The organism is Marinobacterium stanieri, from assembly GCF_900155945.1.
Classification (GTDB): domain Bacteria; phylum Pseudomonadota; class Gammaproteobacteria; order Pseudomonadales; family Balneatricaceae; genus Marinobacterium; species Marinobacterium stanieri.
The window spans coordinates 213681-226778 of record NZ_FTMN01000008.1; the positions used below are offsets into that span (position 1 = coordinate 213681).

Consider the following 13098-nt stretch of genomic DNA (forward strand, 5'->3'; position numbering starts at 1 on the left):
GGAGTCGAGCATGAGAGAGAATATTGTCGTACAGAATATTGAACGCGCCGAGCAGAGCGTGATCGATGGTCTGGCCGAATGTGGCGTGGCCACCATTCATGAGGCTCAGGGCCGTGTCGGTTTGCTGGCGCATTATATGCGTCCTATCCAGCAGGATGTGGCGGTCGCCGGTTCTGCCGTGACGATCTCCGGTGCTGCCGGTGACAACTGGATGATGCATGTAGCCATCGAGCAATGTCAGCCCGGTGACATGATGGTGTTTGCGCCCACATCTCCTTCGGTTCATGGTTTCTTCGGTGACCTGCTGGCAACCTCGGCACAGTCCCGCGGCGTTGTTGGTCTGATCATCGATGGCGGCGTGCGTGATACCCGTGACCTGCGCCAGATGAACTTCCCGGTCTGGTCCAAGGCGGTCTTCGCCGAAGGCACCATCAAGGAGACACTGGGCTCGGTGAATATACCGATGGTGTGTGCTGATGCGCTGATCCATCCCGGTGATGTGATCGTGGCCGATGATGACGGTGTTGTCGTTGTACGCCGCGAGAAGGCTGCCGAAGTGCTGGAGCTGGCGCAGAAGCGTATGGCGCTTGAAGAGTCCAAGCGCGTGCGCATGGCCAACGGCGAGCTGGGTCTGGATATCTATGACATGCGCCCGCGTCTGAAAGAGAAGGGCCTGAAGTATGTCTAAGGGCATACGCTGCATGTGGATGCGCGGCGGTACCTCCAAGGGAGGCTACTTCCTCGCATCTGATCTGCCCTCTGATGTGGCCGAGCGCGATGCCTTTCTGCTGGGCATGATGGGCTCGCCAGACCCGCGCCAGATTGATGGCATGGGCGGCGCTGACCCGCTCACCTCAAAGGTCGCGGTGGTGAAAGCGTCCGAGCGTGATGATGCCGATGTGGATTACCTGTTCCTGCAGGTATTCGTGGATCAGGCCATCGTCACCGATGCGCAGAACTGCGGCAACATCCTCGCCGGTGTGGGCCCCTTCGCGATTGAACGTGGTCTGGTTAAGGCAGAGGATGGCGAAACTGAAGTGCGTATCTATATGGAAAATACCGGTCAGATCGCCCGTGCCCGTGTCAGTACGCCCAACGCACAGGTGAGTTACTCAGGCGATGCCCGTATCGACGGTGTGCCGGGCAGTTCAGCGGCGGTGCCCATTACCTTCGAGGATACCGCCGGTTCCAGCTGTGGTGCCTTGCTGCCGACCGGTAATGCAGTCGACGTGATCGATGGTGTTGAGGTTACGTTGATCGACAACGGTATGCCGGTTGTGGTGATGCGCGCCGAGGATATGGGCATCAGCGGTACTGAGTCTCGCGAAGAGCTGGAAGCCAATACGGCCCTGCGAGAAAAGCTGGAGTCGATTCGGCTGCAGGCCGGTCCAATGATGAACCTGGGTGACGTAAGCGAGAAATCGGTCCCCAAAATGAGCATGGTCAGCCCGGCGATCAATGGCGGCGCCCTTTCTACGCGTACCTTTATTCCGCATCGCTGCCATGCCTCCATCGGTGTGCTGGGCGCAGTGAGTGTGGCCACGGCTGCCGTGCTGACCGGTTCACCCGCTGCTGCCGTGGCTGATATTCCCGTTGGTGCCCGTAAAACCCTGTCGGTGGAGCATCCGATTGGCGAAATGAGCGTGATTCTGGACATGGACAGCACTGGCCAGGTCACTTCTGCCGCCATCCTGCGCACGGCGCGCAAGCTGTTTGATGGCGTCGTATTTGCCCATAATAATTAACTGAGAACCAGGTGTAGCAAGATGATGGATCCTGATTACCTTCCGTTCCATGCCAACCCGAGCAAGCCTGCGTTCAAGGCGCCCGAGGGTGCCGTGGATGCCCATTGCCACGTGTTTGGTCCGGCGGACAAGTTTCCCTACCACCCCAAGCGCAAGTACACGCCCTGTGATGCGTCCAAGGAAAAACTGTTTGAGTTGCGTGACTACCTGGGTTTCTCCCGCAATGTGATCGTGCAGGCCTCCTGCCATGGCACCGATAATGCAGCGCTGATCGATGCGCTGGAAAGCGCCGGTGAGTTGGCCCGCGGTGTGGCGGTGGTTGATCCGGCCATCAGCGAAGACGAACTCAGGGCGATGGACGCAGCCGGTGTACGTGCCGTGCGCTTCAACTTCGTTAAGCGTCTGGTGGACACCACACCCAAAGAGGTATTCCTGTCGATTGCCGAGAAGATCAAGCCGCTGGGCTGGCATATCGTGGTGTATTTCGAAGCACCGGACCTGGAAGAGCTGACGCCCTTCCTGAATGAGCTGAACACCACGATTGTGGTTGATCACATGGGGCGTCCCGATGTGACCAAGGGTGTGGACCATCCGGATTTTCAGCGCTTTATCGACCTGATGAAGAACAACGACAAAATCTGGACCAAGGTGTCCTGCCCTGAGCGTTTGACCCAGACCCCGCCGGACTATTCCGATGTGGTGCCGTTTGCCAAAACACTGGTGGAAACCTTCCCGGACCGCGTGCTCTGGGGCACCGACTGGCCGCACCCGAATATGAAATCCCATACGCCGGATGATGGTCAGCTGGTGGATGTTATCCCGCAGATCGCCCCCACGGCCGAGTTGCAGCAAAAGCTGCTGATCGACAACCCGATGCGACTTTACTGGTCGTAACTGAGGAGGGTTCAGTATGAGTTCCAAACATCGCGACATTCCGGGCACCATTTTCTTTGACGGTGCCATGGCCACCAAAGGCTATGCACTGAATAAAATGTGCTTTTCATTCAACAACGCCGAAGGCCGTGAAGCGTTCAAGCAGGATGAAGCTGCCTATTGCGACAAGTTCGGACTGACCGAGGTCCAGAAAGAAGCCGTGCTTAAACGTGACATCATGACGCTGGAGCGCGAGGGCGGCAGCATCTACTACCTGGCCAAGTTTGCGGGTGTGCTCGGCCTCAACGTGCAGGATGTCGGCGGCATTCAAACCGGCCGCACCACAGAAGAATTTCAGGCCTATCTAGACAGTCAGGGCAGGGGGAAAAACAATGGCTAAAATCATCGGTGGTATCACCACCTCCCACATTCCGGCGATCGGCATCGCCATGGATAAGGGCATTGAAGACACCCCTTACTGGAAAGATTTCTTTGCCGGCTACCCGCCCATTCGCGAGTGGCTGAACAAGGAACAGCCGGATATTGCCATCGTGTTCTACAACGATCACGGCCTGGAGATGTTCCTCGATAAGAAGCCGACCTTCGCGATCGGTTGTGCACCCCAGTATGAAAATGCGGATGAGGGCTGGGGTATCGCCACTATTCCACCGGTGACCGGTGAAACCGAGCTGTCCTGGCACATCATCAATGAGCTGGTAGAAAACGACTTCGACCCGACCGTGTGTCAGGACATCAAGGTGGATCATGGCCTGACCGTACCGCTGTCGATCATGTACCCCGGTCGCAACTACCAGCACATGAAAGTGATCCCGGTGTGCATCAACTGCGAGCGTCACCCCATGCCCAAGCCTTCACGCTGCTTCGCGCTGGGTCAGGCGATTGGCCGTGCGGTAGAGTCGTTTGAAGGCGACCAGAAAGTTGTTGTCTTTGGTACCGGTGGCCTGTCCCACCAGCTGGACGGTGAGCGTGCCGGCATTATCAATGCTGACTTCGATATCGAATGCATGGACAAATTGGTGAGCGATCCTGAAGCTCTGACCAAGTACAGCATCGACGACCTGGTCGAAATTGCTGGTGCTCAAGGCGTAGAACTGAATATGTGGATCGCCATGCGCGGCTGCATGCTGGGTGATGTGGAAGAGGTTCACCGCAACTATGTGGCGCCGATTTCCAATACCGGTGCCGGTACTCAACTGTTGCTGAACAAGTAATAGTTACCCAGAAATCATCGCTCAACGCCCCGTCAGCTGCGGGGCGTTTTTTTGCGTATTACTCTCTGATTACCGGCCACCTAAGACAAGAGCGGCCATTTAAATAGCCTTCTAATTTATTTTTTAGAGAGAAGGGCAGTAACCATCTAATGACGATGTGAATTGTCCCCAGCTTGGTAACAACCGAGCTTCACGTGCCATATCCAAGCAGTCACTGTAGCTAGGCTTGGAATCGTTTAAGCAGGAACGTGTTTGCATAGCGTCTGATTTAAACAGCTCACTATTAAGTACGTGTCTTAAAAAATCCACATATATTAAGTCGAGGTTAGACTCTTTGCTCTCTGCAAGCACCTGAAAGGACAAAACGAATGAAAGCCTTAGGTGGCTGAACTTATCCTCAGGGTAATTATGTGGATAGATGAAACTGTTCATGACACCTGCAGTAATATCAGCAAGTGCCTCAGGATCCTTTGATTTAACCAAAGGCCAGGCGGTACACCACGCCTGTTGTGTGTTACCATTATTGACTTGGCTTAACACACTGTCTTGAATATCACGCCATTTTTCCTTTTCGCCACCATAGGAAAATGCTGAAAAAAATATCAACGAACTTGCTATGAGATTTTTCATATTATTTTATAAATGGGATTACTAATTTATATATTTCAATGTCAGGCCAGCCATCACCTCTGAACCCATGCATGAGGTAATAATAATCTCGGATCATTTGTGCCTGCTGCTCTATACCTAAATCATTAAAGTTTGTATCGGGACTTAATGGTAGGTAATCGTATGATCTCTCAAAAGTGCCTCTTAACTTTACATTTATTTTATTTTGATGTTGCCATACATGTCCCAATTCATGTATGAATGTTGCCCTTTTATGAATGTCGGCGTTGTAAAAATTACTGCTGTATTGATTACTGCCTTGTGGATAATAGATGTTTCCATTAGGTGCCATTGCTCTATCTTTTGGCTGAAAAAACTGCCATTTTCTATTGTAAATTCTTATCTTGGAATAATCTATTTCATTAAAGAAAACACTTCTTGCTAGCTCTTTTTCACCAGGTGTGAGATATCTGAAATCCATTTAAATTCCTTTTTAAAAATGGTGATAAAAATATCTTATAAATATTACTATTATATTGATGAATCTTTCAACTGTATGAAAATTGCAACGTGATTTTTGAAAATTTTCATGCATTTATATGATGATCAAGACGCTTAATCTTAATGAAGACGACCTTCGACTAAATAGACATACATTGCCCAAAAATCATCGCTCAACGCCCCGCCTGCTGCGGGGCGTTTTTTGTCCAGGGCTGCACTTCTTTGGTGCTGAACCTGTCTTTTTCTCATATTTCCGTGCACAAACCTGAGTGTTCCTATAGGTCCTGTTGGCTAACCGACTGAAACCAAAGACTTTCATTTTTAGTGTTGTTGGATGGTCACACTGGTTGATCTGAAGGCCTTTGCTAGCCTTCCCTAGCTGTCTGCTTCCTGTGCCAGGGGGCAAGCGACAGGCTCTATGGGCCATAAATCGAATACTGTATTCAGGGGATAGGGAGTGTGTGATGGCTGATTATGATGGAACCAATGCTGCGGACCTCATTGAAGGCTCTGATGAAGCTGACGTTATCAGCGGCGGTAATGGCGGTGATGAAATCTATGGCCGTAAAGGCAAGGACAAGATAGACGGCGGCAACGGCAAGGATGAAATTCGTGGCAACTGGGGTGCGGATGAAATTCACGGAGGTAATGGCAAGGATTTGCTTCTGGGTGGCCGCCATGCCGACGAAATTTACGGCAATAATGGCAGTGACGAGATAAACGGTGGCCTGGGCAAGGATAGCCTTTATGGTGGTCGGGGGGATGACCTGATCATGGGAGGCCGTGGCGACGACCAGATAGATGGTGGCAAGGGGGATGATGTTATCTACTCCGGCCTGGGTGAAGACATGCTGAGCGGTGGCAAGGGCTCGGACCTGTTTGTCTTCGATGAGGTGGATGATACAGAGCCCGTGAATGTGGATTTGGGTGATCTTGGGCCAGGAGGCCTCGCTGCATATCTTGCATATTTAGCTTCACTTGATGAAGGCGTCATTCAAACCAAAACCATCACTGATTTCACCTCAGATGTAGACTCGGGCGATAAGCTGAATGTCTCTACTTATGACAGTTTTGATGAGGTGGTGTGGGAATACAGCGAGGATGCCGGTGGCGTGCTCATGCAGTTGGATGTGGATGAATATGTGTTGCTGACCGGCGTGATGGAGTTGGTTGAGACCGACTTTATATTTATCTGATCCGAAAGAAGGCTCTTAAGAGCAGAAACTGGCGGAAGGGGAGCGCCAGCTCCTGCACTGCGTTACTCGTCGTGATTGACCGCTTTGCGAAACGAACTCAATGCACTGCCCAGGTCCGTACCTGCCGAGCGCAGTTTGTGGGTGCCAAACAGCAGCATAATGATTGCAAATACAATCAACAGCTGCCAGATACTGATACCAGCGAGCATGGCGATTACCTTTTTAAGCTGTCGGGAACGAGAGGGCCTGAGCCCTCTCAGTTTCGGTTATGACTTGACCAGTGTAGGGTTGGTTTGTGTCAGCTTTGCGGCTTGCTCATAGGCATGCGCGATTTTGAGTACTTTGAGGTCTTCCTTGTTTCGGCCGATCAGCTGAATACCCATGGGACGACCTTGGCTGTCGAAGCCGGCCGGCACATTGGCTACAGGGCAACCGCTCAGCGTGCCCGGAGTCACGACTTCCATCCAGCGGTGATAGGTGTCCATGGTGCGGCCGTTGATCTCTTTGGGCCAATGCGTGTCGGCGGAGAAGGGGAACAGCTGCGCTGATGGCAGCGCCACCACATCGTAGGTGTCAAAGAGTTTATCCAGCGCGTGATACCAGCTGGTGCGTGCCTTGGAGGCTTTATACACATCCATGGCCGACAGCTCCAAACCGCCTTCGATTTCCCATATCGCTTCGGGCTTCATCAGTGCACGGTTGCTTTCCTTGGAATACAAGCCACTGGCGATCCCGGCTATCAGGAAGTGTCTCAGGGTGAGCCAGGTCTGCCAGACTTCTTCCATTGGGTACTTCATATCCACCGCTTCCACGGTGCCGCCAATGGTGTTGAAGTGCTTGAGCGCCTGTTCACACACGTCCAGTACACCTGGCTCCGTGGCCAGGTAGCCGTTGAAATCGCCTAGCCAGGCAACCTTGAGGCCTTGGGTATTGGTGTCCAGGTTACCAGCGAAGGAAGTTGGGTTGGACTTCTGTGACAGGGGAACGCGTGAGTCGTAACCGGCCATGGTAGACAGCAACATGGCGGTATCCTGTACGGTGCGACCCATAGGGCCTTCATAGCCCAGCTGCTGATAGAACACTTCCTTGGTGGGGCCAAAAGGTACCAGGCCTTGAGACGGGCGGAAGCCTATGATGTTGTTATAGGCTGCCGGGTTACGCAATGAACCCATCATGTCACTGCCGTCCGCCACCGGGACCATACCCGTGGCGATGGCCACGGCGGCACCGCCACTGCTGCCACCGGCACACAGGTCCGGATTATAGGCGTTGCGGGTTACGCCAAACACGGAATTGTAGGTTTGAGAGCCCAGGCCGAATTCAGGGGTGTTGGTTTTGCCGATAATGATGGCACCTGCCTCGCGCAGGCGTTCAACGAAAATGGCGTCATGACCCGGAACCCAGTCTTTCAGAATGGGTGAGCCAAGGGATGTTTTCAGCCCTTTGGTGGCGGCCAGATCCTTAACGGCATGGGGGAAGCCATGCATCCAGCCACGATACTGGCCCCGCTGCAGCTCGGTATCGGCACGGGAGGCTTCATCCATCAACTGCTCGCGGTCACGCAATGACACTATGGCGTTATAGGTGGGGTTGTACGTCTCGATCTGGTCCAGATAGGCCGTCATTACCTCGGAACAGCTGACACTGCCGCCTCGAATGGCCTGCGACAGGTCGACCGCAGACAGAGATAGTAGCTGCTCGGGAGAGTTGACGCTGACTTTTGTACCCTTGCCTGTAGCCCAGGCCGGGGTGATCTGAGATGCGGCTGCGAGAAGCCCCAGGCCGCCGCCGACCTTCAGCAGGCTACGGCGTGAAAGAGTGCTGGAAGATGCCATGGTATTACCTCGTATCAGAATTTCACGGTGTAGTTCAGGTAAATCCGGTCGGCGTGATGCGTAATGATGCCGGCAGGGGTAAAGGGAAGAGAGGTGCGGCGCACGCCATCCGGCGTACCTTCGGTGTCATGTTCGACATGAAGCCAGGCCAGGTGCAGTCCTTTCAGCGCACCATCAAAGCGGTATTGCAGGACGCTCTGCAGTTCTGTGCGTTCAAAGTCATTAAAGCCGGCTGCATCGTCAGACCAGGCATAGTGCGCATCCCAACGCAGCTGGGGAATACCAAGGTCAGCAAAACTCATACCGCCGCTGAGCTTGATCATCTGTTCATCTTCAAGGCCGAACCAGTAGAAGTTTTTGGCGGCACTGCTCCAGTGGCCATAGTCTTCGGCAAAAAATACACGGTCATAGTCATCGCCACGGGTCTTGGTGACATGGGCACCCAGATAATAGGGACCCTGACTGTATTTGCCGCCTAGTTCATAGAAGGTTGCATCGTGATCAGATTCTGCCGCGTAGGGGCCTGCACCCGTGGTTTCAAAAAGATCACCGGCGTCCTGCTGGTTGCCGTATTTGAAATGCAGTTGGATTTTGGCGTCATTATTGAGGGTGAAGGATTTGCTCAGACTGGCAAAAGATGATTTTAGATAATCTTTTGACTCGGCGTGCTCCAAATTGGCGCTTATATTAAAAGGAAGCTTTAAATTGGTGCCTAAAATGCGAAGGTGGTCAATTTTATCACCATTGAAGTTTTCCAATGAGTTGGAAGAAGCTGAAGTATTCCTTGGACTAAAGCCTTCAATTTGAGTGAAATAAACTGACCCGTGTTTGAACGCATAATCCAGGTCGGCACCTGTAGTGCTGGCTGGAAGGATACGGGTAGTATTGTCGGCATACTGAGTTCGAGACCTGACCTTCTTGCCGATACCCAGTTTAAGCCCCGTATTGTCGGCTCCCAGAGGCTGGAAGCGCAGGTAGGCTTCAGTCAGCTTGCCAATTCCGTGAGGGTCCTGAATACTTGTGTTCGGGCTCAAGTTGGTCAGACTGTTGGCCTCGCCGCCTACGTTCAGGTCCCCGGCCAAAGCGGCACTCAAGTCCAGACCGACTCGGTCAGCGAAGTAGCCGGATTTGAAGGTCGCCTGAATGGCATGTACCCACTCATCACGGGTAGGGCCGAATCCTTTATCAGGGTCTTCATCCCAGTAATATTGCGCATACCGAATAGATGTTTCGGACTGATCTATAAAATCGCTTGCGCTTGCAAGCACAGGAGCCGCCAGTGCCAGAGCGCCCCAATATAAATAATTTTTTTTCTTCATGTGTCTGCTTTTTAGTTTTAGGTCGAATCAAAGGGGGCGTATATCGATCCTATGGAAAAAGTCGGCAGAGTAAACAAACCATGGTTCCATAATGTGGAACAAGAAAATGAATTAACAAAAAGGATAAAAGCGTTACATTATAAAACCACCAGTTACATGCGGTTACATTCGAGGTGCTATACTGCAGTGATGTCTAAAAGAGCATCTGGCGATGACAACCAAAGCAACGGAAAAAGCCAAAGCCCTGATTGAGCTTCTTTCGACCTCCGGTCTGGATTCGGCAGGCCTGGAAACCCTGCATATTTTATCCGGCTACCCCAAGCCAACAATCACACGCATCATGGATGACCTCCAGGCGCTGGGCGTTGTTTACAGACGGCTGGGGGATAAACGCTATGTGGTACTCAGTATTGATAGCGACAACTTTAATCCCCTGCATTTGCTGGCGCGCGATATAGCGCCAGTCTTACGTCAGTTGCATCAGAATACCGGGTTGTTATCTGACTTTGTCATGGCCAGAGCGGGAAGGCCTGAAATCATCGAGAGCAACTTCAGCCTGTCCAATATTCGTACCGCCGCAGGGACCGTGATTGGTGCCAGACCATCTCCTCTGGTATCAGCTGCCGGACGAGCATTGTATGCAGAACGGCAGGATATCTGTGTTCAGGCGGCAGCAGGGAATCAGGATTGCTTGTCGTCACTGGATCGGGAAAAGCAGCAAGGCCTCTATGTTCGCATCGACAATACCTGGGAATACAACTTCGCCCAGCCCTTCGTAATTGCTGCCCGAGCGGTTCCGGTCCGTTACGAGGGGCAAACGCTGGCTGCCCTGAGTCTTTATGCGGATGCTCAAAGCCTGAGAGTTGCCGAGCAAAAGTGCGATTTGGCAGGCCTGCTGCAGCAGGCCCGTGCCAGTATTGAGCACCTTTTAATTGAACGCAGTCGGCTATATCAACGGGCAGCCTTGGCATTGAATTACTAGCTTTGCCCTTTGTGTAATTTCTGTCGGCTTCAATCGTCCTGCTTTATACCCTGCATTCTCCCGTATTCCCTTTTCAGTGCCCTGTAGAGCCCGCCATGTAGGTCTGAACTACACTTACCTGCACGACTTGTCAGTTGCCAAAACTTGCTGGCAAGCGGTCAGTAGTACCCGAGCAATAGAAAGCAGGGCAGTAAAATGAAAACGTTAATAGGCAAATGGTTGGTCATGGCAGGACTGGCCGCAGTCACTGTGTCAGCGCAGGCCGAGGATCACGGCGCTTTGATAGAGCTGGCACGCTCTGCAGCACCTTCAATGGTAAGTGCAGATGCAACGGTCATGTATAGAGGAGAAGTGCTGGCAGAAGGCAGCAATGGTTGGGTGTGTTTACCCGAAACAATGCCCGATGATGGTTCCCCCATGTGTAACGACGCTGTATGGATGGAGATGATGCAGGCGGTAGGAACCAAGGCGCCCTATGAAGCCAGTCAAATGGGGTTCTCTTACATGTTGCAGGGGGATGGGGAGAAAGGTGGCGTCAGTAACTCCGATCCTTACCATGCCGATCATATGAATGCGGATGATTTCATCAGGGAAGGCCCTCACCTGATGCTTATTGTTCCCGGTGATCTGGCCGATTCGATTACCGATAACCCTGATGCAGGTGGACCCTATGTGATGTGGAAAGGGACGCCCTATGCCCACATCATGGTGCCAATTGGAGAGCGGGATTGACTTGACTGCGAGTGATTAGGAGCCTAAACGGGGAGCCTGGCGTGTCACCGGGCTCCCCGTTGCGGGACTCAGGCAGCCAGGCCTTTCCAGTAAGTATAAAGCGCAGCAATATCACCCGAGCACAGCAGTGGCATGGCACCCTTGAGCTGCTCCTGCGACCAATCCCACCACTTCATTTCCAGAAGCTTTTCAATTTCGTCATCCGAAAAGCGTTGCTTGATCACCTTAGCCGGGTTGCCGCCGACAATCGTGTAGGGCTCAACATTTTTGGTAACCAGTGCGCGGCTGCCGATAACAGCGCCATCGCCCACCTTGATACCGGGCATGATCATGGCTTCAGCACCGATCCAGACATCATTGCCAATGACCGTATCACCCGCCGGTTGATAGGCATTGATGGCGTCGGCAAAGGCAGGTTCTTCATCCATGAAGAAAAACGGAAAAGACGTAATCCAGTCATGACGGTGGCCCTGATTGCCGGCCATAACAAAAGAGACCCCGGTTCCGATGGAGCAGAAGCTGCCGATGATCAGCTTATCCACATCGTCACGGTCCGGCATCAGGTAGCGTGCACAGTCATCAAACGAGTGACCATGGTAATAGCCGGAGTAGTAGCTGTAGCGGCCGACCTTGATATTCGGGTTGGTGACTTGCTCGGTCAGTGGGACGCCCTTGAATGGGCTGTCAAAATAGTTGCTCATCTGTTCCTCGTGGGGGGGCTCCGGGCATTTGCCCAGTGGTATTAGAGGCTATTGCGTTCCATAACGTCGGGCAGCCAGATAAGGTCCGTTACGCCGCAATCCTGTCCGGCCTGGCTCAGCAGGGTGGTGAGCTGGCCGCGATGGTGGGTCTGGTGGTTAAAGAAGTGTGCGACCGCCAGCCACATTTCATAGCGACGGGGCTGAGGATTAACCACACTTGTATATTCCAAAGTGCCCTGCAGGGATTCGTCTGTTAAGGCGTTGGCCCAGCCTGTAATCCGGCGATCGGTGGCTTCACGGTCAGCCAGCAGGGCGTCGAAATCGGCATGCAGTTCCTGGTCCAGGCCGGTGATACTGAAAGGCGTATCAGTGAAGCGGCCCAGCCAGATTTTATCGCCCACCAGCAGGTGGTTCAGCGTGCCATGGATGGAGCCGAAAAAGGCACCTCGGTCCTGCTTGCGCTGCTCATCTGAAAGTTGTGCACAGGCTGAGTATACACGCTCATTCATCCAGCGGTTGTAGGCGGCCATATCCCGCGCCTGAGCTGCGATCATCGTATGATTCCTTCTGGAGGTTAGGTTAGCCGGTGACTTCGATAAACCACTTTGGCTTGATGCGGCCGAAATCCTTTCGGGTATTGGATTTAAGTGCCTGTTTGGAGTCCAGTACTCTGGCCACGCCATTTTCTCTAACGAATACCACCCAGTGCCAGAACGGCGTGTCTTGCTCCAGGTGCCATTTGATCGCCAGCAGGGCTCGATCAGGCAGGGCATCCCAGGATGTGAAGGCAGTTTCTGAAGATGATGCCGAGATATCGAAGGCCGCCAGCAGCCTGCGCACATATTGGGTATCGGACCAGAGCGCCTTATCGGCTGCTCGGATACCCAGAGTGTCGGCAAGCTGTTTGGCTTCCTTGTAGCTGACGCCGGCAAGCGCTGCGCAGGCAGCAATGCCGCAGCCGGTGGTTTCTTCCTGAATAACGGGCTTCATCGTGTGTCCTTTCGCCTTGAACCGCTCCTTGGCGGCAGACCCACCAGAATGCCGCTGTTTCAGCGACTTTTCAACAGGGTCTGGCCAGACGAAAAAGGCGTTCAGCCTTTGGCAAAGACACGGGAGTTGCGGTCGTTTCGGAAGGTGATGGGCGCATCCGCACTAGTCTGCTCAGCCGCCGCGCGGGCGTCAAGGATCTTCTGGTGATGCGGTGACTTGCTGCACACCGGGTCTGCTGCGTTCATGTCACCGGCCAGCATATAGGCCTGACAACGACAGCCACCCAGGTCGTTTTCCTTTTCGTCACAGGAACGACAGGGCTCCTGCATCCAGTCATCGCCGCGGAAGTGGTTAAATCCGAACGACTCATGCCAGATATGCTG

The 13098-nt window shown here is 53.2% G+C and carries 16 protein-coding genes and 1 pseudogene; 8 read left to right on the forward strand and 9 right to left on the reverse strand.

Features of this window, described 5'->3' with window-relative positions; genetic code table 11:
• Positions 1-10 precede the first annotated feature (10 nt).
• From BW956_RS17135 to BW956_RS17155, 5 genes are read left to right on the forward strand one after another with little or no spacing between them, the layout of a single operon-like run.
• A complete protein-coding gene (locus BW956_RS17135; RefSeq protein WP_076464615.1) occupies positions 11-688 on the forward strand; it encodes a 4-carboxy-4-hydroxy-2-oxoadipate aldolase/oxaloacetate decarboxylase in 678 nt (225 codons plus the stop codon).
• Positions 681-1745, forward strand: coding sequence for a 4-oxalomesaconate tautomerase (locus tag BW956_RS17140; protein WP_076464618.1), 1065 nt, complete (start codon positions 681-683; stop codon positions 1743-1745). The genes BW956_RS17135 and BW956_RS17140 overlap by 8 nt, the downstream gene beginning before the upstream one ends.
• Positions 1746-1766: 21 nt before the next feature.
• Positions 1767-2639, forward strand: coding sequence for an amidohydrolase family protein (locus tag BW956_RS17145; RefSeq protein WP_217695145.1), 873 nt, complete (start codon positions 1767-1769; stop codon positions 2637-2639).
• A gap of 16 nt (positions 2640-2655) precedes the next feature.
• Positions 2656-3018, forward strand: coding sequence for a protocatechuate 4,5-dioxygenase subunit alpha (locus tag BW956_RS17150; protein ID WP_076464621.1), 363 nt, complete (start codon positions 2656-2658; stop codon positions 3016-3018).
• Entirely contained in the window at positions 3011-3850 is an 840-nt protein-coding gene (locus tag BW956_RS17155) for a class III extradiol dioxygenase family protein (RefSeq protein ID WP_076464624.1), read from the forward strand. The genes BW956_RS17150 and BW956_RS17155 overlap by 8 nt, the downstream gene beginning before the upstream one ends.
• Positions 3851-3973: 123 nt before the next feature.
• Here BW956_RS17155 and BW956_RS22310 read toward each other — a convergent pair whose 3' ends face one another.
• Positions 3974-4480 (reverse strand): hypothetical protein, encoded by a 507-nt coding sequence (locus BW956_RS22310; RefSeq protein WP_139327220.1) that lies wholly within the window; start codon positions 4478-4480, stop codon positions 3974-3976.
• Position 4481: 1 nt separating this feature from the next.
• Positions 4482-4940: a hypothetical protein gene (locus BW956_RS17160; protein ID WP_076464627.1), complete on the reverse strand. Its 459-nt coding sequence runs from the start codon at positions 4938-4940 to the stop codon at positions 4482-4484.
• Between the two features lie 484 nt (positions 4941-5424).
• Here BW956_RS17160 and BW956_RS17165 point away from each other — a divergent pair, with 484 nt between their 5' ends.
• The gene (locus BW956_RS17165; protein WP_076464630.1) at positions 5425-6156 is read left to right on the forward strand and encodes a calcium-binding protein; all 732 of its coding nucleotides are present in this window, start codon (positions 5425-5427) and stop codon (positions 6154-6156) included.
• A gap of 65 nt (positions 6157-6221) precedes the next feature.
• Here BW956_RS17165 and tatA read toward each other — a convergent pair.
• The 3 genes and pseudogenes from tatA to BW956_RS17180 all read right to left on the reverse strand — a co-directional run.
• Positions 6222-6365 (reverse strand): annotated as a pseudogene (tatA, locus tag BW956_RS17170) (twin-arginine translocase TatA/TatE family subunit); the annotation flags it as partial.
• Positions 6366-6422: 57 nt separating this feature from the next.
• Positions 6423-7991, reverse strand: a complete 1569-nt coding sequence (locus tag BW956_RS17175) for an amidase (protein WP_083703127.1) — start codon at positions 7989-7991, stop codon at positions 6423-6425.
• Positions 7992-8005: 14 nt separating this feature from the next.
• Entirely contained in the window at positions 8006-9310 is a 1305-nt protein-coding gene (locus tag BW956_RS17180) for an OprD family outer membrane porin (RefSeq protein ID WP_076464632.1), read from the reverse strand.
• A gap of 211 nt (positions 9311-9521) precedes the next feature.
• Between BW956_RS17180 and BW956_RS17185 the strand changes: the two genes are divergently transcribed.
• A complete protein-coding gene (locus BW956_RS17185; RefSeq protein ID WP_076464635.1) occupies positions 9522-10292 on the forward strand; it encodes an IclR family transcriptional regulator in 771 nt (256 codons plus the stop codon).
• 195 nt (positions 10293-10487) lie between these two features.
• Entirely contained in the window at positions 10488-11024 is a 537-nt protein-coding gene (locus BW956_RS17190; RefSeq protein WP_076464637.1) for a hypothetical protein, read from the forward strand.
• Between the two features lie 68 nt (positions 11025-11092).
• On the opposite strand, the gene catB is transcribed toward BW956_RS17190, so the two are convergent.
• The 4 genes from catB to BW956_RS17210 form a co-directional block, all read right to left on the reverse strand.
• Entirely contained in the window at positions 11093-11725 is a 633-nt protein-coding gene (catB, locus tag BW956_RS17195) for a type B chloramphenicol O-acetyltransferase (protein WP_076464640.1), read from the reverse strand.
• Between the two features lie 41 nt (positions 11726-11766).
• A complete protein-coding gene (locus BW956_RS17200) occupies positions 11767-12279 on the reverse strand; it encodes a DinB family protein (protein ID WP_076464643.1) in 513 nt (170 codons plus the stop codon).
• A 25-nt stretch (positions 12280-12304) separates the two neighbouring features.
• The gene (locus tag BW956_RS17205) at positions 12305-12715 is read right to left on the reverse strand and encodes a hypothetical protein (protein WP_076464647.1); all 411 of its coding nucleotides are present in this window, start codon (positions 12713-12715) and stop codon (positions 12305-12307) included.
• 101 nt (positions 12716-12816) lie between these two features.
• Positions 12817-13098 (reverse strand): SPASM domain-containing protein (locus BW956_RS17210; RefSeq protein ID WP_476703395.1); only part of this gene is annotated, 282 nt, incomplete at its 5' end.